Here is a 20591-nt window from a genome sequence, read left to right as displayed (position 1 = left end):
CGTTCTTTTATTTTCCTTTCATACTGTTCTCCGAACTGCAAATACTCTTCTTGGGATTCTTTTTTGGGAGGCGTTTTTTGTGGACAGAGAACAGGCTTGGAATGTTTTTCAGCAGACCGGCAGCGTAGAGGCCTATTTGCATTACGCAAGGCTGACGCAGGCCATGAACCAGCAGACTACCGGTCGGCAGCCCGAGGAGGAAGAGTATGCAAATCAATACCGAGGGCTTAGTCCTTATGGAGAAGAGCGTGGGTGAAAGCGACCGGCTCGTTACGGTTTTGACCCGCGACGAGGGAGTCATCCGCGCGTTTGCACAGCAGGCGAAACGCCTGCAGAACCGAAAATTGTCCTCCACACAATTGCTTAGCTATTCCCGCCTTTCTGTTTACAAGGGGCGGGATAAGTACATAATTAACGACGCCTGGCCGATCGAATCCTTTTTTGATCTGCGCTTGGATATGGAAAGGCTGTCCCTTGCCCAATATTTTTGCGAGCTGGCCGTCGTACTGGCTCCCGAAGAAGCGGAGGCGGGGGATTTTTTGCGTCTGATGCTCAATTCGCTGCATTTTCTGGCAAAGGGGCTGCGGCCAGGCCTGCAGCTGAAGGCTGTGGTGGAAATGCGCATGCTGGCGTTGGCCGGGTACATGCCGGATCTTGTCTGCTGCCGTGACTGCGGCTGCTATGAGGCGGATACCATGTTTTTTCTGCCCCGCAGCGGGGGGATCGTGTGCGGAGACTGCTTTTCTCCCGTGCCCCAGCAGGAGGAACCGGCCATTCCGCTGCCGCGCGGCGTGATGACTGCGCTTCGCCACACGATTTACGCGGATTTCGACAAGCTGTTTTCGTTCCGATTGTCGGACGACGGTCTTCGCCTGCTGGCGGATGCCTCGGAGCAGTATCTGCTTTCCACGGTGCAGCGGCGTTTTGCCACACTTGATTTTTATCATCAGATGACCCGGCCTTAGCCGGGCGGGAGGAACACTATGGATCACAAGCTGATTTTTCGCAGGGCAGAGCCGGAAGATTTGCCCCGCCTTCTGGATTTGTATCTCGGTTCCATTGAGCTGATGCGCTTTCAGGGGATTGACCAGTGGGATGATGTTTACCCGAGTGAGGATGTTTTAATGCAGGATATCGCGAATCGGGAATTATATGTACTGGAGGATGACGATGGGCTCGCGGCCTCCATCGTTCTGAATGAAGACCAGGAGCCGCAGTACCGCTATGTGGACTGGCAATATCACACCGGCCCTGTCGGAGTCATTCACCGCCTTTGTGTCGATGCCGGGCATCAGGGCAAGGGCTGCGGGAAAAAGATTGCCCGGATGGCGGAGGAGTATTTTCGCGAAAGGGATTACGCGGCCATCCGGCTGGACGCGTTCCCCAAAAATGAGCCTGCGATCCGGCTGTACCGGTCGCTGGGCTATGAGTTTTGCGGCAGAATCCTGCTCCGTAAGGGGGTGTTTCACTGCTTTGAGAAGTCTTTGGCGGTGGAGCTGCAGGAAGAACAGCTGCTTTGAACAACAGTAAGAAAGGAACTTCCATGCAAAAATATAACGTTCAGCGGCACAGCGCCGCTGTGGAACTGGATAAAATTTTAAAGCTTCTGGCGGAACAGACCGCCAGCGAGGATGCCTCGGAGCAGGCGCTGGCGCTCGAGCCTGCCGTTTCTACCGACGAGGTGCGCCGCCGACTGCAGGAGACGGACGACGCGTTCGTCTTAATGGCGAAATTCGGTTCGCCCTCGTTCAGCGGACTGAAAAACGTCGCGAATCCCCTGCGCCGCGCGCAGGCGGGCGGCGTGCTGAACCTGGTGGATTTCCTGCGGATCGCGGGAGTGCTGCGCACCATGCGCGCGATTTCGGACTGGCGCCGCAAGAGCGAGGGCATGAAAACGACGCTCGATTGGCGGTTTGAATCCGTCGTCCCCAACAAGTATCTCGAAGAAAAGATCAACGCGGTCGTGATTTCGGAGGAAGAGGTGGCCGACAACGCTTCGCCGGAGCTTGCCTCCATTCGCCGCCGCATCCGCGCGGCGTCCTCCCGCGTGCGCGAACAGCTCGATAAAATGATCCGCTCTACCGCGTACCAGAAATACCTGCAGGACCCGATCGTGACGATGCGCGGCGGGCGCTACGTTGTGCCCGTCAAGGCGGAATGCCGCGGCGAGATCCCCGGCTTGGTGCACGACACCTCCTCCAGCGGCGCGACCGTGTTTGTAGAGCCGATGGGTGTGGTGGAGGCCAACAACGAAATCCGTGTGCTTCAGTCGCGCGAAAGCGCCGAGATCGAGCGGATTTTGGCGGAGCTATCCGCAGAAGCGGGCGGCTTTGCCGATCTGATCATCGAAAGCTACCACGCGGCCGTGGGGCTTGACCTGATATTCGCCAAGGGGCAGCTTGCCTACAAAATGAAGGCCAGCATGCCGAAGGTGAACGATACGGGCAGAATTCTGCTCAATCAGGCGCGGCACCCGCTGATCGACTCCAAGCAGGTCGTGCCGATGAACATAGAGCTGGGCACCACGTTCGACACGCTGGTGATCACCGGCCCGAACACCGGCGGCAAGACGGTCACTCTGAAAACGCTGGGCCTTTTAACGCTGATGGCCATGTGCGGCCTGATGCTGCCTGTGGGCGACAACAGCGAAATATCGGTGTTCCATCAGGTATTGGCCGACATCGGCGACGAGCAGAGCATCGAGCAGTCGCTCAGTACATTTTCCGCGCACATGACGAATATCATACAGATCATTGAGCAGGCGGACGAGCGCAGCCTCATCCTGCTTGACGAGCTCGGCGCCGGCACCGACCCCGTTGAGGGCGCGGCGCTGGCTATGGCGATTCTGGAGGCGCTGCGCGAACGGCACGCGCGGGTCGCCGCCACCACCCACTATGCGGAGCTCAAGGCCTATGCCCTGCAAACGGCAGGCGTGGAAAACGGCAGCTGTGAGTTCGATGTTGCCACCCTGCGTCCCACGTATCGTCTTTTGATCGGCGTGCCGGGGCGCTCGAACGCGTTCGCCATTTCGAGTCGGCTCGGTCTGAATCAGGAGATTGTCGACCGCGCCCGCGAGCTGGTTTCGGGTGAGGACCGCCGCTTTGAGGATGTGGTTCAGAATCTGGAGCAAAGCCGCCAGAAATTGGAGGCGGAGCGCCGGCAGGCACAGGAGCAGAACGCCGAAGCGCGCAGAATCAGCGAAGAGGCGAGAGAATACCGCGAGCGGCTGGAACGCGAGGCCGCGAAAGAGATCGAGCAGGCCCGCGAGCGCGCGGCGCAGCTGGTGGCGCGCACCCGCGCGCAGGCTGACGCGCTTCTAGAAGAGCTGGAAGAAATGAAGCGCCAGGGCGCAAAGAGCATGACAGCTGAGCAGCGGGCCAAAATGAAGGCCGGCATGCGAGACATGGAGAGCGCTTCCGACCCAGTGAGCAGAAAAGAGCCGGAGACCTATGTGCTGCCCCGCCCGCTGAAAGCGGGCGACGATGTGCTGATTTTCGACATCGACAAAGAAGGCACAGTTGTTGAAACTCCGGCACCAGACGACAAAAAAGTACTCGTGCAGGCTGGTATCATTAAGACAAGGGTTCCCGTTGAGAATCTTCGCCTGCTCGAGCAGAAAACCCAGAATCGCAAAGCGCGCCGCAGCGGCACGAGAAATGTGCCAAAACGCTCCGACGCGCCGGTGATGACTGAGGTGGATGTGCGGGGCGAGGATTCGATCGAGGCCGTTATGAGTGTAGACCGCGCGATCGATTCGGCCCTGCTGTCCGGTATTCACCAGCTCACCATTATTCACGGTAAGGGTACCGGTGTGCTGCGCACCGCCGTACAGCAGCATCTGCGCCGCCATCCCTCCGTAAGAACGTACCGTTTGGGCGTTTTCGGGGAAGGGGAATCCGGCGTAACGATTGTAGAACTGAAATAGGCCGCCCTAAGGCGGCTTTGGGCCAACGGATCATTGCGCGATAGGCTTGGGTCATACCGGCAAATCAGGCTCCGTATCAAAACGGTAGGGAGCCTGGTCTGCGGGCCGGCTTGTCCGCGGCAGGATTCGGTTGGCCTGTTTTTATGAAACCACCGTCTGGAAAGGAGCTGTCTGATTTGCGTACACCAATTCCCCGCTGGGGGCTGATCACCATAGGGGCTGTCGTCATTCTCGGGATTGCCGCCTTCATCCCTTACCGATTGATGATGACGGACGATCTTGCCGGAAAATACAATCCCGCACCGTCGCAGGAGCTGCTGCGCTCCGCCACAGCGTCGATACTTACCGGGGAGCCGGTGGTTTTCACCGAGGAGGAGATCAACGCCTATACCGCGTATCATCTGGAGGATATCCAGAATTATCTGAGCAAGACCGAATTTCAGCCGAACCAGATTTATCTCACCTTCCCGGAGGAGGACACAGTGACCGCCTATACGCCCGTCACCTGGAAAGGGAAGAATCTTGGGGTCACCTCGCAGTCCAAGGTAGTGTACGACGCCGTGAACGAACAGCTGAACATTGAGGTGCGTCAGGTGCGGCTGGGCAAGCTGAGCGTTTCGCCAAAGTTTGCGCTGAACCATCTGTTTACAAAAGAGCTGCCGAGCGGCATCACCAGAGAAGACAACAGGATTACGGTGGACTTAAAACCATACCTGGAATCTGAAAAAGCGGTGCAGTCCGGCTTTTCGCTGGGGCAGTTCAAGGTGCAGAAAAACGGCGTTTTGTTCCAGGCGAGCAGTACTTTGTCCGATGCGGGAAGCAAATTAAAGGAGCAGCTGAAAGAATGGCTGGGCGAAACCTTTACAGGCGATCTGGACGATTTGGCGGGTCAGCTGCAGGATTATTTGAAAAAGAGCGGATTCGGCGGAAAAACGCTTGACTTTTCCGCCCGATTCCTGTATAATTCAGTTCTGTAAAGTGATTGGCTTTACAGAAAGGGACCAACTTTACAGCGAATGAGGGTGCGATATGGCAAAAAATCTGGAAATATCTCTTCTGCTGGATTTTTACGGCGATATGCTCACCGATAAGCAGCGCTGTGTAATCGAGTATTACTATAACGACGATTTGTCCCTTGCGGAAATTGCCGATAACGAGGGCATCACCCGGCAGGGTGTGCGCGACTCCATCAAGCGTGCGGAATCCCAGCTGCTGGAGATGGAGGAACGTCTCGGCCTTGCGCGGCGCTTCCGTGAAATGCGCGAGGGGCTCGAGCAAATCCGCGGCGCGGCCGAGCGAATCCGCATTTACAATTCGCAATCCATCTTTTCACAGGATGTGCAGCAGGATGTGGCTTTGATTGAAGACACCGCCCGGCGGCTGTGTGAAGAGTAGACGAAAGGATTTGAAAAGCAGTGGCGTTTGAAGGATTGGCGGAAAAGCTCAGCACCGCCTTTAAAAATTTGAAATCCAAGGGCAAGCTGACCGAAGCCGACGTCAAATCCGCCATGCGCGAGGTTCGCCTCGCATTGCTGGAAGCCGACGTTAACTATAAGGTTGCAAAGGATTTTACCAACAAGGTGACCGAACGGGCCATCGGCACGCAGGTGATGGAAAGCCTGACCCCGGCGCAGATGGTCATTAAGATTGTAGACGAAGAGCTCACCGAGCTGATGGGCGGGCAGCAGGCCCGTCTGAACGAAGCCTCAAAGCCGCCCACAATCGTGATGCTGTGCGGCCTGCAGGGCGCCGGTAAAACGACCCACGCGGGCAAGCTGGCCGCTATGCTGAAAAAGCAGGGGCGCCGCCCCATGCTGGTGGCGTGCGATATTTACCGCCCCGCCGCGATCAAGCAGCTGCAGGTGGTTGGTTCTCAGGCCGGGGTTCCCGTGTTCGAGCAGGGCAGCACAAAGCCGGTGGATATTTGCCGCGCCGCGGTGCGCCATGCCAGAGACTACGGCAACGACATTCTGATTCTCGATACCGCCGGTCGTTTGCAGATCGACGAGGCGCTCATGAACGAGCTCAAAGAGCTCAAAGGCGCGCTCGAGCCGCAGGAAATTCTTCTGGTGGTCGACTCCATGACCGGTCAGGAAGCGGTGAACGTCGCTAAAACATTCGACGATCTTCTCAATATTTCAGGTGTTATCCTCACAAAGCTCGACGGCGATACCCGCGGCGGCGCGGCGCTTTCTGTTCGCGCGGTCACCGGCAAGCCCATCAAATACGCGGGCATCGGCGAAAAGCTGACGGATCTGGAAGTATTCCACCCCGACCGCATGGCCTCTCGAATTCTGGGGATGGGCGACGTTTTGACACTGATCGAGGACGTTCAGCAGAGCATCGATAAAAAAACGGCGGAGCAAACCGCCCGCAAGATGATGCAGAACAAGATGGACCTGAACGATCTGCTCGACCAGTTCAATCAGATGAAGAAGATGGGCCCGCTCAAATCCGTGCTGTCGAAGCTTCCGGGCATCGACAAGCAGATCAAGGATGTGGACATCGACGAGCGCATCATGGACCGTTCCGCCGCGATCATCCTTTCGATGACGTCGGAGGAGCGCGAGAACCCCTCTGTGATCAACCCCTCCCGCAAGCGGCGCATCGCCGCCGGCTGCGGCATGAAGGTGGAGGACGTCAACCGTCTGCTCAAGCAGTTTGAGCAGATGCAGAAGATGATGAAGCAGGTCAAGGGTCTCAAGAAAAAGAAAAGGTTCCCGGGGATGCCGGGAATGCCCGGGCCGGGCGGCATGCCGTTCTAAGCCCCGCAAAATCAGGGATTTCATTCAAAAAGGACAAAATCCTTTCAAGTGAATCACATATATTCAATTTAGAATCATATTTTGGAGGTTGTTTCGTATGGCAGTAAAGATCAGATTGCGCAGAATGGGCGCTAAGAAAGCTCCCTTTTATCGTATTGTGGTAGCGGATTCCCGCTTCCCCCGCGACGGCCGCTTCATTGAAGAGATCGGCTACTACAATCCCATGGAGGAGCCCTCTGTTGTGAAGGTAGACGCGGAAAAGGCGAAGAAGTGGATTTCTAACGGCGCTCAGCCCACCGATACCGTGAAAGACCTGTTCAAGAAGCACGGAGTGATTTAAAAGATCGGAGGAGATCTACCGATGGAGAAATTACTGGTTACGATCGCTCAGGGGCTCGTCGAGCATCCCGAAGCCGTTACCGTGCAGGTGGACGAGCCGTCTGAGGACGGCAACGTCGTATATCATCTGCATGTGGCAGAGGATGACATGGGCCGGGTGATCGGCAAGCAGGGGCGTATTGCCAAAGCGATCCGCGTGGTAATGCGTGCCGCAGCGACCCGCACCAATGACAAGGTTTCTGTCGAGATCGACTGATGAACCAAGACTGTAACATGCCCTGTCCCGAATGGGAGGCCGGCTTTGTTGCAGTCTTGTTTTAGGCATGGAGCAAATTCAGGCGGATTGGTTGCAAATTCCGCCGTGCAAAAACAGACTATGCAGCCTCTTCCTCCGCCTTCGGTGAGGGAAGAAGCGGTATGGTCTGGAATCAATTGGCTATGAGGAGGAAGGCAATGCTGCAGCAATATTTGGAGGCGGGAAGAATCGTGGGGACACATGGGGTGAAGGGTGAGCTTCGCATCGAGCCCTGGTGTGATTCCGCGGAGTTTTTGTCTCAGTTCCGCACGCTGTACTGGGACCCGAACGGAACATCTGCTGTGAAGGTGCTTTCCGGCCGGGTGCATAAGCGCCTGCTTCTTGCAACTCTGGAGGGGGTCACCTCTGCCACGCAGGGCGATACGCTGCGCGGGCGGGTATTGTACCTGAGCCGTGCGGATGTGCGCCTGCCGAAGGGCACCTGGTTTGTACAGGACCTGCTTGGCCTGACCGTTCTGGATGTCGACACCGGCAAGGAATACGGCAAGCTGACGGATATTCTGAAAACCGGTGCGAACGACGTGTACCAGGTCACCTCCCCGGAAGGAAAAACGTATCTCGTTCCCTCCATCCCGCAGGTGGTTCTGGAGCGTGATCCGGAGGGCGGGGTTGTGAAAATCAGACCGATCAAGGGGATTTTTGACGATGAGGATTGATCTGTTGACCTTGTTTCCCGACATGTGCGAAACGGTGATGGCGGAAAGTATCGTGGGCCGGGCCCGCAAAAAAGGCGCGCTGCAGGTGTGCTGTCATCAGATTCGCAATTACGCCTACGACAAGCACTCCCGCGTCGACGACTGTCCGTTCGGCGGCGGAATGGGGATGCTGCTCATGGCGGAGCCGATCGCGGAGTGCATCGACGATCTGGTGCGCCACCTCGGCAAAAAGCCGCATCTCGTCTACATGTCACCGCAGGGTACCGTTTTGACGCAGGAAAAGATGAAGAAGCTGGCCGAACACGAGAATCTCGCGATTCTGTGCGGCCATTATGAAGGGATCGACGAGCGGATCATCGACCGCTATGTGGATGAGCAGATTTCCGCGGGGGATTATGTTCTCACCGGCGGCGAGCTGCCGGCCCTGATTCTAGCAGACGGCGTCAGCCGACTGATTCCCGGCGTGCTTTCCGATGATTCCTGCTTTGAGGAAGAAAGCCATTTCAGCGGCCTGCTGGAGTATCCGCAGTATACGCGCCCGGCGAATTGGCGCGGCCTGCAGGCGCCCGAGGTGCTGCTTTCGGGGCATCATGCCAACATTGACAAATGGCGCAGAGAGCAGTCTTTGCTGCGAACCTGGAAGAATCGTCCGGATCTGCTCGAAACGGCCGATTTAGACGAAAAGGACAAAAGATACCTCGCCGCACTTTGTGAAAAAGAGCGGGATTCTTCCGCGAACGAATCAAAATAGAACGCATAGTATAGAATATTCGCAGCGAAGATGTTAGAGGGTACAAAAGTTTTCAACAATCGGGGCAAACTATACAAAGGGATTGCCTGTCCTAAACAGCGTATAGGGCATCAATCCAAAATTAGCCTTCCTTCCTTGACGGCGTTTTCTATTGTGATATAATGACTATGACTTAAAAAATAATGTCAGTTTGTATATTATTATGATGTGAGATGTTTTTCGGGTTAGAAGCTACATTTTGATGCTAGGAGTGAATTTTGAATGTGCGTGAAAGAAGTATTGGTTCAGAATCAGGTAGGGCTGCATGCTCGTCCGGCAACCTTTTTTATTCAGAAAGCCAACGAATTTAAATCCTCGATTTGGGTGGAAAAAGAAGAGCGCCGTGTGAATGCGAAAAGCCTTTTGGGCGTACTGTCTCTGGGGATTGTCGGCGGTACCGATATTCGCATTATTGCTGACGGTTCCGATGAGCAGGATGCTGTCGACAGCCTGGTTGCACTGGTGAAATCCGGCTTTGCGGAGTAAGAACCTGTTTTTTGGTATGAACTGCTAAGCGCCGGCGGGAATCCGGGTTTTCATTGGAAAAGGCTGAGGCCGGCGATTTTTGGGCAATTCAAGGCACCGCTTTGGCGGTGCTTTTTTGTTATGCCGGGTCTTGATCCCGGTTCTGAATGATTTGGAAACAGAATGGTGACGCCATTTGAAAGAATATGAGTTTCTCCTCTGTACAGGAGAAGAAAATCGCCGCTATTAAATCAGTTTGCTTTGAGGGCGGCCGGGTGCCAAAGCGGCATTCCGAAAAAACACAAGGAAAGGGGGAGAACACTTGGAGGATCATAAAAAAGAGCTGCGCCAAAAGGCGATGCGCCTGCCGCTGACGCCGGGCGTCTACCTGATGCGCGACAAGAGTGGCACGATCATCTATGTCGGCAAGGCCAAAGCGCTGAAAAACCGGGTCAGCCAGTATTTCGGCTCGGAAAAGAATCACGACGACAAGGTGCGCCGCATGGTGTCCAACGTACAGGATTTTGAATATATCCTCACCGACAGCGAGTTTGAGGCGCTGGTGCTCGAATGCAGCCTGATCAAGCAGTATACGCCCAAATACAATATTCTGCTCAAGGACGACAAGGGCTACCATTATATCCGCATCAGCGGGGGAGAGTGGCCCAGAATCTCCGAGGCAAAGCAGCTTGTTGACGACGGCGCGGAATATATTGGCCCTTATGTCAGCTCGTGGTCGGTCAAGCAGGCGGTGGATGAGGCGCTCAAGATTTTCCGCCTGCCCTCCTGCAGCCGCCGTTTTCCGCAGGACATCGGCAAAGGGCGGCCCTGTCTGAATTATTATATCAAGCAGTGCTGTGCTCCCTGCCGCGGCCGCATGAAGCCGGAGGAATACCGCGAGGCTGTTTCGGAAGCCGTGGATTTCCTGCGCGGCGGCAGCGCCGAATCCATGAAGCGCCTGACGGAAAAAATGGAGCAGGCGGCGGAGAATCTCGAGTTTGAATACGCCGCCAGAATCCGCGACCGCATCGCCGCGATCCAGAAGATGCGCGAGCGGCAGAAGGTGGTTTCCATCCGTGTGCCGGAGCAGGACGTGATCGCCCTTGCGCAGGGCCCAGGCAGCGCTTGTGTGGAGGTCTTTCGTTTTCGCGGCGGCAGTCTGGTGGATCGCGAAACCTTCCTTTTGGGAGAGGTCGGCAATTCCAAGCAGGCTCGCAGCGAGTTTCTGGAGCGGTACTATTCCATGCGCGATCAGATTCCCCCGCGCCTGACGCTGGACGGGCCGGTGGAAAATGCCGCTCTGCTCGAAGAGTGGCTGACGCAGAAGGCCGGGCGAAAGGTGAATATCACCGTGCCGCAAAAGGGGGAACAGGCGCAGCTGGTCGAAATGTGCCGCAGCAACGCGGCGGAGCAGCTTGCACAGCAGACGGGCCGAACCGGGCGCGAAGCCTCCGCTCTGGATGAGCTGGCTCGCCTTCTGGGACTGGAAAATCCCCCGCAGTATATCGAGTCCTACGATATTTCAAACCTTGCAGGCGGCGATAACGTGGCCGGTATGGTCGTGTTTGAAAACGGGCGCCCGCTCAAATCCGCATACCGCCGTTTTCAGATCAAAAGTTTTGAAGGGCAGGACGATTATGGTGCTATGCGGGAAGTAATCGGCCGCCGTTTGGGGGAATACTACCAGCATAAGGACAGCGGAGAAGGCTTTGGCCGCCTGCCGGATCTGATTCTGCTCGACGGCGGCAAGGGGCACGTTTCCGCGGTTCGCCCGATTCTGCAGCAGTATGAGCTGGAAATTCCCCTGTTCGGCATGGTAAAGGACGACAAGCACCGCACCCGTGCCATTGCAAAGGACGGCGGAGAGATTTCGATTCACTCCAACCGCAGCGCCTTTACGCTGGTGTCCACCATTCAGGATGAGGTTCACCGTTTCGCGATCGGCTACCATCGCCAAATGCGAAAGAAGAACACCATCTCCAGCACCCTGACGGGTATACCCGGTGTCGGCAACGCCCGGGCAAGGGCGCTGCTGCGGCATTTCCGCACCATTACCGCGATTCGCGAAGCGGATTTGGAGCAGCTGTGCGGGGTAAAGGGAATGACCCGCCCCGCGGCCCAGACGATTTACGAGTATTTTCACCCGGATTCGGGAGAAAAAGATAGCGGTTGACAGTATGCACAAATAATGGGATAATGAATTTAACAAGACTCTGGGAAAGGTCCGGTTTTGCATATGCGAATTATCACAGGCGCAGCGCGCGGCAAAAAGCTGCAATCCCTGGAAGGGGAGCGCGTTCGTCCTACGCCCGACCGGGTGAAGGAAGCCCTTTTTAATATTATTCAGTTTGATTTGGAGGGCCGCCGGGTGCTCGATCTGTTCGCCGGTTCCGGCCAGCTCGGGCTGGAGGCGCTCAGCCGCGGTGCACAGGAGGCGGTGTTTGTAGACAGCTCGCGCGATTCCGCCGGCGTGGTGGAGCGCAACATTGCCGCCACCGGGTTCGGGGAGCGGGCCAAAGTGGTGAATGCCGACTTTGCTTCGTTTCTGTCCCGCAATCCGCAGCCGTTCGACATTGCTTTTTTAGACCCGCCTTACCGCACGGGGCTGCTGCAGCAGGCTCTGCCGCAGACAGCCGCGGTGATGAACCAAGGTGGTACCATCATCTGTGAACATCCGAGTGACGAAGAACTCCCTCTTTCTGCCGGTGATTTTGTGAAGGTACGTTCTTACCGTTACGGAAAAATTCTGCTGACCGTGTATCGGCATAAGGACGTGACATCATTATGAAAATTGCAATTTGTCCGGGCAGCTTTGATCCGGTTACCTTCGGGCATCTGGACATTATCAATCGTGCCCGCAAAATTTTTGATCACCTGATCGTTGCTGTTTTGGTAAACCCCAATAAGCACACCAGCTTTACCGTTGAGGAGCGCATCAACATGCTCAAGCGCGCCACGGCGGATATGCCCAACATAGAGATTGTCGGTTTTGAGGGCCTTCTTGCGGATTACGCCAAAATCCGCAACGCCACTGCGATTGTAAAGGGACTGCGGGCCCTGTCGGACTTTGAATACGAATTTCAGATGGCTCTGACCAATAAGAAGCTGAACCCGAATCTGGAAACTCTGTTTTTAACCACTCGGGCGGAAAATATGTATCTCAGCTCTAGTATCGTGAAGCAGGTAGCCAGTTTTGACGGTGATATTTCGAATTTTGTGCCGGAGTGTATTTTGGATGACATCACGCAACGTCTTTATACAGGAGGCAAAAAACGATGAATGTAGAGAATTTGTTGGACGAGCTCTACGAAATGGTAGATAAGGCGTGGAATTTTCCGCTGACCGGCGGCAAGGCTGTGCTCGACGGCGAAGCGGTAAAGGGAATCCTCGATGAAATCCGCGATAATCTGCCGCAGGAGCTTCGTCAGGCCAAGGCCATTGTGGCCGACCGAAACCAGATCATCAGCGACGCAAAGCGCGAGGCGGAAAGCATTGTCCGCATTGCGGAGGAACGCGCCAAAACTCTTGTGAATCAGGATGAGATTGTGCGCCAGGCACAGCAGAAGGCCAACGAGCTGGTCAGCCAGAGTCAGGCGAAATTCCGCGAGATGCGCCGCGCCTCGAACGATTACATCGACGACTTGATGAAGCGCACGGATGACGCTTTGGCCGCGAATCTGGCCGAGCTGCGCAAAACCCGCAACAACATCAAGGCGTCTCAAAGAAACAATCAGCAGTAACACAAAGAAATCATTCCAGCAGTAAGCTTTCTACGAAAAATGCGCTCTGACCGGGTATTCACTGCCGGTCAAAGCGCATTTTTCAACCAAATTTCTATTGTGTAAAAGGGTCTTGTAAGCAAATTATTGTGTAAGAATTACACTTTCAAACAGATGACTGCGAAAGCTCGCGCTGTTTTATGGCCTTTTCCTCTGCGGCGATTGCCGCTTTGGCCTTGCGAATTTCAGTTGTTTGTATGTTCCGAATCATTCTGCAATCGGGTTTGTTGAACTCATATCTTCTATATTGACAATACCAGAAAGAGAGCATATAATCAAATACATATAACATGATAGAAAGTATATAGTTTTATTTATAATATAGGGAGAATGCCATGTTCCAGACTTTAAAGTACGTTTATGAAATTTATAAAGAAGGCAGTTTTTCCCGGGCGGCGAAAAATCTGTATATTTCTCAGCCGTCTTTGAGCGCGACCATCAAAAAACTGGAACAGGATATTGGTGTAACCATTTTCGACCGCAGCACCACACCGGTTCAGCTGACGGATGCGGGGAAGGTATACATAGAAACAACGCGGCAGATTTTAGAGCTGCAAAGCAATTTGGAATTGTATTTACAGGACTATACAGAGCTGAAAACCGGCACTCTGAAGATTGCCGCGGCTCAGTTTTTTTCCTCGTATTTGCTCGCGCCGCTCATTTCCAACTTCAATCAGCTTTACCCGGGGATTCAAATTCAGGTCAATGAATCCAGCACGCCCGATCTGCTGCAAAAGCTGGTGAATTCCGAAATCGACTTGGTGATCGACAGCAGCGAGTTTGACGATAAGCTCTTTACCAGCTACCCGCTGATGGAAGAACATATTCTGCTTGCGGTGCCCTCTGGGTACGAGGTCAACGAGCAGCTCTCAGAGTACCGTATGACCGCCCGGGATGTGCGCGAGGGAAAACACAGAAAGCCGGGCTGTCGGCCGGTGGACCCCAGAATCTTTCAGGATTTTACCTTTCTGCTGCTGAACAGGGGACACAACATGAACACGTTTGCGACGGGCTTGTTTGATCGGTACCGCTTTACCCCTCGGCGCATCATGTATTTAGACCAGCTGATTACCTCGTACCATATGGTGCAGCAGCAAATCGGTATGGCGTTTGTCTCGGATACAGTCATCAAGCGCACGAGCCTGGAGCCCGGGGTATATCTATATTTAGTAGATGCACCGAATGCCAGCCGGTATGTGAGCCTTGCCCATAAAAAGAATCGCTATGTCAGCAAGGGGATGCGCGAATTTATCGCGCTCTCACAAAAGCAGTTTCCCCTGCAAAAAGAAAGCGATACAGAGTTTTACTATGACGAAATTCCGGCAAGAGTGGAAGGCTGCGAATGATTTAAAAATTGCAAAAAGGGCTCAAAACAGCGCTGTCGGTGCTGCTTTGAGCCCTTTTTGATGGAGAATCGTCTGAATCAAATAAAAGAGAAAGGGCTTTATTCCACGACGACCGCTGTTCCCGATGCAGTCACCATCAGCATATTGTTGCCGGTGCCAAGAACTTCATAATCGATATCCACGCCGATGACGGCATTTGCTCCCAGGGCCGCCGCTCGGCCTTGCAGCTCCTGAATTACCTTTTCGCGTGCATCCATCAGCTCGCCTTCATACGAGTTCGATCTGCCGCCGAAAAAGTTAGTGAGACCAGCCGCAAAATCTTTAATAAAATCCACGCCGGAAACGACTTCTCCGAATACAATCTGCTTATACTCCACAATTCGCTTCCCCTCGATCGTGTTGGTTGTGGTAAGAATCATCTGCTTGCGCCTCCCTTTGACTGGTTAAGAATGCTTTCAGAATACCATAGAACTGTTGTAATTTCCATGTTCTTTTTGTAAATCTTTTCAAATGATTTTTTTAATATGGTAAAAAATCAGAGGCTATTGACATCGTGGATGCAGCGATATAGAATAAATAAAAAGCGACTATAAAGTCGCAAAACAGGGAGGGCACAATGGGACAAAAAGGGGAAAAAACGAAACAACAAATCCGTGCTGCGGCGTTTGCTTTATTTTCCGAATTGGGATATACAAGGGTTTCGATGCAGGATATTTGCATGAAAAGCGGACTGAGCAAGGGCGGATTATATCGGCACTATGAGGATAAATCACAGCTTTTTATGGATTTATTGCAATCATTGCAGCACAGCGAAGAAAAAGCAACAGAACGTTTCATATCTGAGCACGCTTCGGCAATAACGATTTTAAATCGCTATTTTGACCATGTGAAATCTGAAATAAATCGTGAAATTCCTAATATTGATTTTGCGGTATATGAATTTTGCATGGAAAAGAAAAGTGATTTCGGAGCGCAATTTTTTTCAGCGCAATATAAAAGAGGGCAGCAAATCCTGCGCTCACAAATTGAATATGGACTCAGCACAAAAGAGTTTGATGTCAGCGATGTGCAAGCTGCCACAGACACGATCCTGATTCTGATCGAAGGATTAAAAATGACGAAAGAGGTTTTACCTGTTACGGATCAAATGTGCGACGGGATTTTTGACCAAATCAAAATGATGCTGGGCGTTACAAAAGATCGGGGAGATTACAGATGAAAATTATGGTGATAGGTCTTGGCGTGATCGGTACAACATATGCATACTGTTTTCAGAAGGCGGGGCATACTGTGGAGCATTTCATTCGGGACAATAAACAGGCTGCCTGCCCCCAAAAGATAGAGATCGATCTATTGGATGGAAGGCACAGTAAAAAAGGAATCGCGAAAAAAGATTTCTATTCGGTTGAGATTTCCCCTTCGGACAGCTCTTATGATTTTATCTTTGTCAGTGTGTCCTCCGGGAAGCTGGGGAGTGTAATAAGTGCTCTTCAGGAAAAGGGGATCACCGGTACTTTGGTTTTGTTTTGCGGGATATGGCAGGATCGCAATGAGTTGGAAAAAATTTTGAACGACTGGGATTTTATTTTAGCCTACCCGGTAGCAGGCGGAACCCTGAACCAAAATCGGTTGGAATGTGTGATTTTCGACCATATCATGCTGGAACGCCAGGAAAAGGCGCATATTTCAAACTATGATTCCTTGTTGGCGCTCCTGAAAAGCTCAGAGATAGAAGTGGAATGTCCCTATGATATGCTCGAATGGATTTGGCTTCATATGGCGATCAATGCTGCCGTTATAACGACAATCGCAAAATATGGGAAGATGGATGAAATCTCCCATTCAGCAGAAACGGCAATGAATTCACCCCGCATCTTGTCAGAAGTGGTGCGTGCTGTTCGCGAGACTGCAAACATCATTTCGTCGAAAGGGGTACAGTTGGAACATTATAAAAACGAATTGCTGCCATATAAAATCCCCGCTTTTGTCGCCGGAAGAGTCATGTGTCACATGTTCCGGGCAAATGAGCTGACGCGCAAAATTATGCTTCTTCACAGCAATATAGACGATCTTCTCTATGTGTGCAAAAATGTTTACGACTGTGGAATGCAAAATCATATCGATGCTCCGATTTTTTATAAAAATGATGAAACGATGTATAAAAAAATATCCTGCATGTAGAACGTATCTGAGTAAAACAGACTGCCTGAATCCGTTCGGCTTCACCTGTGATACGAAGCCTTTTGACACAAGGAAGGGGAAGAACCCAATGGTTCTTCCCCCCGTTTACCCATTTGAATGGAGATTGTTTTACGTCCTATTTTTAAGGCGGACTACAAGAGGTGCCAAGCGGATCAAATTCAATCCATTTCAGAAAAGAATCTCGAACCAATTGTATCGCTTCCGCCGGCACCAAAAAAACGGAGTGTTTTTATGGCAAGGCTTCAGCAAAGTTGGTTCTTCGCTTGAACTTCCTCGACAATAGCATGTGCAGGATACGCCTATTTATTTCTGGAAATTTCTGAATCCAAAAGATCTGAGAACTCCGGATTTTTCTGGAACCAGCCCACCGCATAAGGGCAGGTGGCGATCGCTTTTTTGCTCTGCGCGCGAATCGCATCGACGGCCGCCAGCATCAGCTGCCCGGCTACGCCCTGGCCGCGCAGGGAATCGTCCACAAACGTGTGATCAATATCGACCGTGGTGGCGGAACGATCGGGGAACGTGACTTCGGCAATCAGTTTTCCGTCCGCATCCTTTGCAAAAATGCGATTGGCCTCTTTTGTAAATTCCATAAAACATCCTCCTTTTTTATGAATTCCCACTCATCAGCAGAAATAAAATTTTGGTTTCTCCCTCGCCGTAAGCGGGGAAGAAACCTGTTTTTCACCTGTTTCAATGGAAGAGCAGTGTGAATCAATCAATTACGAAATCAGCCTTTCGAAATCAGCTCGATCAGAATGCGTTCCGCTTCCAGCGCGTCCGCACGCCCGCGGCTGGCCTTCATCACAGAGCCGAGCAGGGCCTTGAGCGCCTTTTCCTTGCCAGCACGGTAATCCGACACCGCATTGGGATTCGCGGCCACAGCGTCCTCACAGAACTTTTTCAGGTCGCCGGTGTCCACACCGCTCAAATCGCTTTCACTTAGGAACTCCGTGGCGGGCTTGCCGCTGTCGAGCATCTTATCCAGCGTGGATTTGAGCAGGTTCATGCGGATTTTGCCGCTGTCGAGCAGAAGAACCAGATCTTTCAGGTAAGAAGCGGGGATCGAAACCTCAAACTTCTCTTTGGCGTCGTCGTTTTCCATCCGGCGGAAAATCTGGCCGATGATGCAGTTCGCAACCGTTTTAGGATTGGCTACACCGTCGCTGGCCGCTTCAAAAAATTCCGCAATCGCACGGGATTTGGTCAGCTGCAGCGCGTCGGCCTCCGGCAGTCCGAACTGGCTGATATAGCGCTCGCGCTTGACCTCCGGCAGCTCCGGCAGAGCGCGGCGGATTGCGTCCACCTCTTCGTCCGTCACGTGAATGTTTACGAGATCGGGATCGCGGAAGTAGCGGTAGTCGTCGGCGTCCTCCTTGTTTCTCATGCTGGAGGTTGTGCCGTCCGATTCGTTGTAGCGCAGGGTTTCCTGCGTGATTTTCCCGCCGTTTTCCAGTACATCGATCTGGCGGGTGTATTCGTAGTCGATCGCCTTGGTCATAAAGGTGATCGAGTTCATGTTTTTGATTTCGGTGCGGGTGCCGTATTCTTCGCTGCCAGCCGGGCGGACGGAAATGTTGACGTCACACCGCATGGAGCCCTCCTGCATTTTGCAGTCGGAAACGCCGATGAATTTCATCGCGAGCTGTAGTTTTTCCACATACTCGCGTACCTCGTCGCTGCTGCGGAAATCCGGCTCGGTCACGATCTCGATCAGCGGAACGCCGCCGCGGTTGTAGTCCACATAGGTGTTGCCGCCCTGATGAACCAGCTTGCCCGCGTCCTCTTCAATATGGATCCGGTTGATGCGGATTCTGCGCCCGTTCGAAAGATCGATATGTCCGTTTTTGCAAAGCGGCATATCGAACTGCGAAATCTGATAGGCTTTGGGCAGATCGGGATAGCAGTAGTTTTTGCGGTCCATTTTCGAAATATTCGAAATTTCGCAGTTGGTGGCAAGGCCCGCCATAATGGCGTATTCCACCACTTTTTGATTCAGCTTCGGCAGTGTTCCGGGGAACCCAACGCATACCGGGCAGCAGTGGGTGTTCGGTTCGCCGCCGAATTCCGTGGAGCAGCTGCAGAAAATTTTTGTTTTTGTGGAGAGCTCCACGTGGGTTTCAAGACCCGATACCAATTCGTATTTCATTATCGCACCCCCATTTTCGCCGCACGGAACACCGTTTCTCTGGTCGCCTGCTCAAACTGATAAGCGGCGTTGAGAAGCGTGGCCTCGCAGAAGGAATTCCCGATCAGCTGCAGGCCGATGGGCAGACCCTTCTGGTCAAATCCGCAGGGGAGAGAGAGGGCCGGAATGCCCGCAATATTAATCGGCACGGTGCAGATATCTGTCAGGTACGTTTCCACCGTGTTCTGGGCCGCCTTGCCGCGCTCAAAAGAGGTCATCGGCACGGTGGGGGCCGCGATCACATCGCAGCGTTCAAACGCGGACTGGAACGCCTGTACCAGCATCCCGCGCAGGCTCTGCGCCTTTTTATAATAGGCGTCGTAGTAACCTGCGCTGAGCACGTATGTGCCAAGCAGAATGCGACGCTTGACTTCTTTGCCGAAGCCCTCGCTGCGCGTTTTGGCGATCATTTCGTTGACGTCGCTGTAGTTTTTCGCTTTGTAGCCGTAGCGGATGCCGTCAAAACGGCCAAGGTTCGAGGAAGCCTCCGCGCAGCTCAGAATGTAATACACCGGCAGGGCGTAAGAGAGCTGGGGCAGGTCAACCTCCACCAGTTCTGCGCCAAGCTCGCGGTAAACCTGCATGGAGCGCTCCACGGCCTCGCGCACTTCGTCGCGAACACCGTCAAAATACTGCTTGGCAAAGCCGATCCGCATGCCCTTGATATCCTTTTTCAGGGTGTCGCAGGCCAATTCGCGCGCGCCGCGCGAGGTGGAGTCCCTCGGGTCCTGTTTTGCCAGAGCGTCGTAAACCAGAGCGGTATCTTCCACGTTGGTAGCGATGGGGCCGACCTGATCAAAGCTCGAGGCATAGGCCACCACGCCGTAACGCGAAACCGCGCCGTAGGTGGGTTTTAAACCGACGATGCCGCAGAAGCTGGCCGGCTGGCGGATCGATCCGCCGGTGTCGGTGCCAAGGCCGTATACTGCCAGATTCCCGGCAACGGCGCTGGCCACGCCGCCGGAGCTGCCGCCCGCTACGTGAGCGGTGTTGTGGGGGTTCCACGCACCGCCGTAAATCGAGGTTTCGTTCGAGGAGCCCATGGCGAATTCATCCATGTTGGTTTTGCCGAGAAGAACGGCGCCCCTGCTGCGAAGCAGCTCCCATACGGTGGCGTCGAATACCGGGCGGTAGCCCTCCAGAATCTTGGAGCCGCAGGTGGTTTCGATTCCCGTGGTGGAGATGTTGTCCTTCAGGGTCATCGGGATTCCTTCGAGGATATCCAGCGTTTCGCCGCGGGCGATTTTTGCGTCAACCTCCTGCGCGGCCGCAAGCGCGGTCTCCGGCGTAAAGTGAACATAGGCGTTGAGGGCGGGATTGTCCGCTTCAATTGCCCCGATATAGGTTTTGGTCAGCTCCTCGCAGGAGAATTCCTTCTTCTGCAGGGAGTCATGCAGCTTTTTGATTTTTCCGTAATCTTCCATTCAGTACACCCGCCTTATCCTCTTTTTTTCACCAGGAAGTAACCGTCCTCCTGGCTTTCCGCGTTGCGCAGAATTTCCTCAGAGGGAAGAGACGGCTCAACGACATCCTCACGGAAAACATTTTCCAGATGATTGATATGATCAAAGTCGGAGGATTCCACCGTGGCCTGATTGATCGTATTGGCGAAATTGATGATTTCGTCCATATCTTTCGTAAAGGCCTCCAGCTCATCCTCGCGGATTTGGAGCTTGGAAAGCCGCGCAATTTTTAATACATCCTCATGTGTGACCATGCGGAAACGCCTCCTTGTCACTTTCTGTCTTTCTCTTCTGCATACAGTGGAAAGAAAGAGAATTCCTATACAAAATATAAAAAAGCAGTTAGTTTCTTTCCCC

The 20591-nt window shown here is 53.5% G+C and carries 24 protein-coding genes and 1 pseudogene; 20 read left to right on the top strand and 5 right to left on the bottom strand.

The genetic code is table 11. The features are described from left to right. Positions 1-79: 79 nt before the first annotated feature. The 17 genes from TY09_RS18295 (at position 80) to TY09_RS07470 (ending at position 14381) form a co-directional block, all read left to right on the top strand. Positions 80-256: a YqzL family protein gene (locus tag TY09_RS18295; RefSeq protein ID WP_009060006.1), complete on the top strand. Its 177-nt coding sequence runs from the start codon at positions 80-82 to the stop codon at positions 254-256. Next, on the top strand, positions 207-965 hold the full coding sequence (recO, locus tag TY09_RS07545) for a DNA repair protein RecO (protein WP_009060028.1): 759 nt from the start codon (positions 207-209) through the stop codon (positions 963-965). The genes TY09_RS18295 and recO overlap by 50 nt, the downstream gene beginning before the upstream one ends. Before the next feature lie 18 nt (positions 966-983). Continuing rightward, complete coding sequence (locus TY09_RS07540) at positions 984-1520, top strand: GNAT family N-acetyltransferase (protein ID WP_042432701.1); 537 nt, start codon at positions 984-986, stop codon at positions 1518-1520. A gap of 23 nt (positions 1521-1543) precedes the next feature. Then, positions 1544-3925, top strand: coding sequence for an endonuclease MutS2 (locus TY09_RS07535; RefSeq protein ID WP_411918403.1), 2382 nt, complete (start codon positions 1544-1546; stop codon positions 3923-3925). Positions 3926-4101: 176 nt separating this feature from the next. Beyond that, a complete protein-coding gene (locus TY09_RS07530) occupies positions 4102-4902 on the top strand; it encodes a hypothetical protein (protein ID WP_042432694.1) in 801 nt (266 codons plus the stop codon). Between the two features lie 52 nt (positions 4903-4954). After that, the gene (gene ylxM / locus TY09_RS07525) at positions 4955-5320 is read left to right on the top strand and encodes a YlxM family DNA-binding protein (RefSeq protein ID WP_042432691.1); all 366 of its coding nucleotides are present in this window, start codon (positions 4955-4957) and stop codon (positions 5318-5320) included. A gap of 20 nt (positions 5321-5340) precedes the next feature. Next, positions 5341-6690 (top strand): signal recognition particle protein, encoded by a 1350-nt coding sequence (gene ffh / locus TY09_RS07520; protein WP_042432688.1) that lies wholly within the window; start codon positions 5341-5343, stop codon positions 6688-6690. A gap of 97 nt (positions 6691-6787) precedes the next feature. After that, positions 6788-7030, top strand: coding sequence for a 30S ribosomal protein S16 (gene rpsP, locus TY09_RS07515; protein WP_009060054.1), 243 nt, complete (start codon positions 6788-6790; stop codon positions 7028-7030). 21 nt (positions 7031-7051) lie between these two features. Continuing rightward, positions 7052-7285: a KH domain-containing protein gene (locus TY09_RS07510; RefSeq protein ID WP_009060039.1), complete on the top strand. Its 234-nt coding sequence runs from the start codon at positions 7052-7054 to the stop codon at positions 7283-7285. A gap of 197 nt (positions 7286-7482) precedes the next feature. Continuing rightward, positions 7483-8001: a ribosome maturation factor RimM gene (gene rimM / locus TY09_RS07505; protein WP_009060024.1), complete on the top strand. Its 519-nt coding sequence runs from the start codon at positions 7483-7485 to the stop codon at positions 7999-8001. Beyond that, positions 7991-8752, top strand: a complete 762-nt coding sequence (trmD, locus tag TY09_RS07500; protein WP_042432685.1) for a tRNA (guanosine(37)-N1)-methyltransferase TrmD — start codon at positions 7991-7993, stop codon at positions 8750-8752. Before rimM ends, trmD begins: the two co-directional genes overlap by 11 nt. Positions 8753-9013: 261 nt before the next feature. Then, positions 9014-9277: an HPr family phosphocarrier protein gene (locus TY09_RS07495; protein WP_009060040.1), complete on the top strand. Its 264-nt coding sequence runs from the start codon at positions 9014-9016 to the stop codon at positions 9275-9277. Between the two features lie 301 nt (positions 9278-9578). Beyond that, complete coding sequence (uvrC, locus tag TY09_RS07490) at positions 9579-11429, top strand: excinuclease ABC subunit UvrC (protein WP_042432682.1); 1851 nt, start codon at positions 9579-9581, stop codon at positions 11427-11429. Positions 11430-11492: 63 nt separating this feature from the next. Continuing rightward, the gene (gene rsmD / locus TY09_RS07485) at positions 11493-12044 is read left to right on the top strand and encodes a 16S rRNA (guanine(966)-N(2))-methyltransferase RsmD (RefSeq protein WP_042432790.1); all 552 of its coding nucleotides are present in this window, start codon (positions 11493-11495) and stop codon (positions 12042-12044) included. Continuing rightward, the gene (coaD, locus tag TY09_RS07480) at positions 12041-12535 is read left to right on the top strand and encodes a pantetheine-phosphate adenylyltransferase (RefSeq protein WP_009060041.1); all 495 of its coding nucleotides are present in this window, start codon (positions 12041-12043) and stop codon (positions 12533-12535) included. Before rsmD ends, coaD begins: the two co-directional genes overlap by 4 nt. Then, complete coding sequence (locus TY09_RS07475) at positions 12532-12996, top strand: ATP synthase subunit B family protein (RefSeq protein ID WP_009059961.1); 465 nt, start codon at positions 12532-12534, stop codon at positions 12994-12996. Before coaD ends, TY09_RS07475 begins: the two co-directional genes overlap by 4 nt. A 374-nt stretch (positions 12997-13370) precedes the next feature. After that, positions 13371-14381 carry a LysR family transcriptional regulator gene (locus TY09_RS07470; RefSeq protein WP_042432680.1) on the top strand — a complete coding sequence of 337 codons (1011 nt, stop codon included), beginning with the start codon at positions 13371-13373 and terminating at the stop codon, positions 14379-14381. A gap of 98 nt (positions 14382-14479) precedes the next feature. Here the strand turns inward: TY09_RS07470 and TY09_RS07465 are convergent, their stop codons facing one another. Further along, positions 14480-14800, bottom strand: coding sequence for a putative heavy metal-binding protein (locus TY09_RS07465; RefSeq protein WP_042432677.1), 321 nt, complete (start codon positions 14798-14800; stop codon positions 14480-14482). A 197-nt stretch (positions 14801-14997) separates the two neighbouring features. Between TY09_RS07465 and TY09_RS07460 the strand changes: the two genes are divergently transcribed. From TY09_RS07460 to TY09_RS18815, 3 genes and pseudogenes are all read left to right on the top strand, one after another. Continuing rightward, complete coding sequence (locus TY09_RS07460; RefSeq protein WP_042432674.1) at positions 14998-15600, top strand: TetR/AcrR family transcriptional regulator; 603 nt, start codon at positions 14998-15000, stop codon at positions 15598-15600. Next, positions 15597-15896 (top strand): annotated as a pseudogene (locus TY09_RS18820) (ketopantoate reductase family protein); the annotation flags it as partial. The gene TY09_RS07460 and the pseudogene TY09_RS18820, both read left to right, overlap by 4 nt. Positions 15897-15935: 39 nt before the next feature. Further along, complete coding sequence (locus TY09_RS18815) at positions 15936-16562, top strand: ketopantoate reductase family protein (protein WP_242841456.1); 627 nt, start codon at positions 15936-15938, stop codon at positions 16560-16562. Between the two features lie 320 nt (positions 16563-16882). Here TY09_RS18815 and TY09_RS07450 read toward each other — a convergent pair whose 3' ends face one another. The 4 genes from TY09_RS07450 to gatC form a co-directional block, all read right to left on the bottom strand. Beyond that, positions 16883-17176, bottom strand: coding sequence for a GNAT family N-acetyltransferase (locus TY09_RS07450; protein WP_042432669.1), 294 nt, complete (start codon positions 17174-17176; stop codon positions 16883-16885). 137 nt (positions 17177-17313) lie between these two features. Further along, entirely contained in the window at positions 17314-18732 is a 1419-nt protein-coding gene (gene gatB, locus TY09_RS07445) for an Asp-tRNA(Asn)/Glu-tRNA(Gln) amidotransferase subunit GatB (protein ID WP_042432666.1), read from the bottom strand. After that, the gene (gene gatA, locus TY09_RS07440; protein ID WP_009059980.1) at positions 18732-20195 is read right to left on the bottom strand and encodes an Asp-tRNA(Asn)/Glu-tRNA(Gln) amidotransferase subunit GatA; all 1464 of its coding nucleotides are present in this window, start codon (positions 20193-20195) and stop codon (positions 18732-18734) included. Before gatA ends, gatB begins: the two co-directional genes overlap by 1 nt. A gap of 14 nt (positions 20196-20209) precedes the next feature. Beyond that, positions 20210-20488 (bottom strand): Asp-tRNA(Asn)/Glu-tRNA(Gln) amidotransferase subunit GatC, encoded by a 279-nt coding sequence (gene gatC, locus TY09_RS07435; protein WP_009060038.1) that lies wholly within the window; start codon positions 20486-20488, stop codon positions 20210-20212. Positions 20489-20591 lie beyond the last annotated feature (103 nt).

Source organism: Faecalispora jeddahensis (assembly GCF_000577335.1).
GTDB lineage: Bacteria > Bacillota > Clostridia > Oscillospirales > Acutalibacteraceae > Faecalispora > Faecalispora jeddahensis.
Note: the sequence above shows the minus strand (reverse complement) of the source record. Positions and strands in the feature narration are given on the sequence as shown.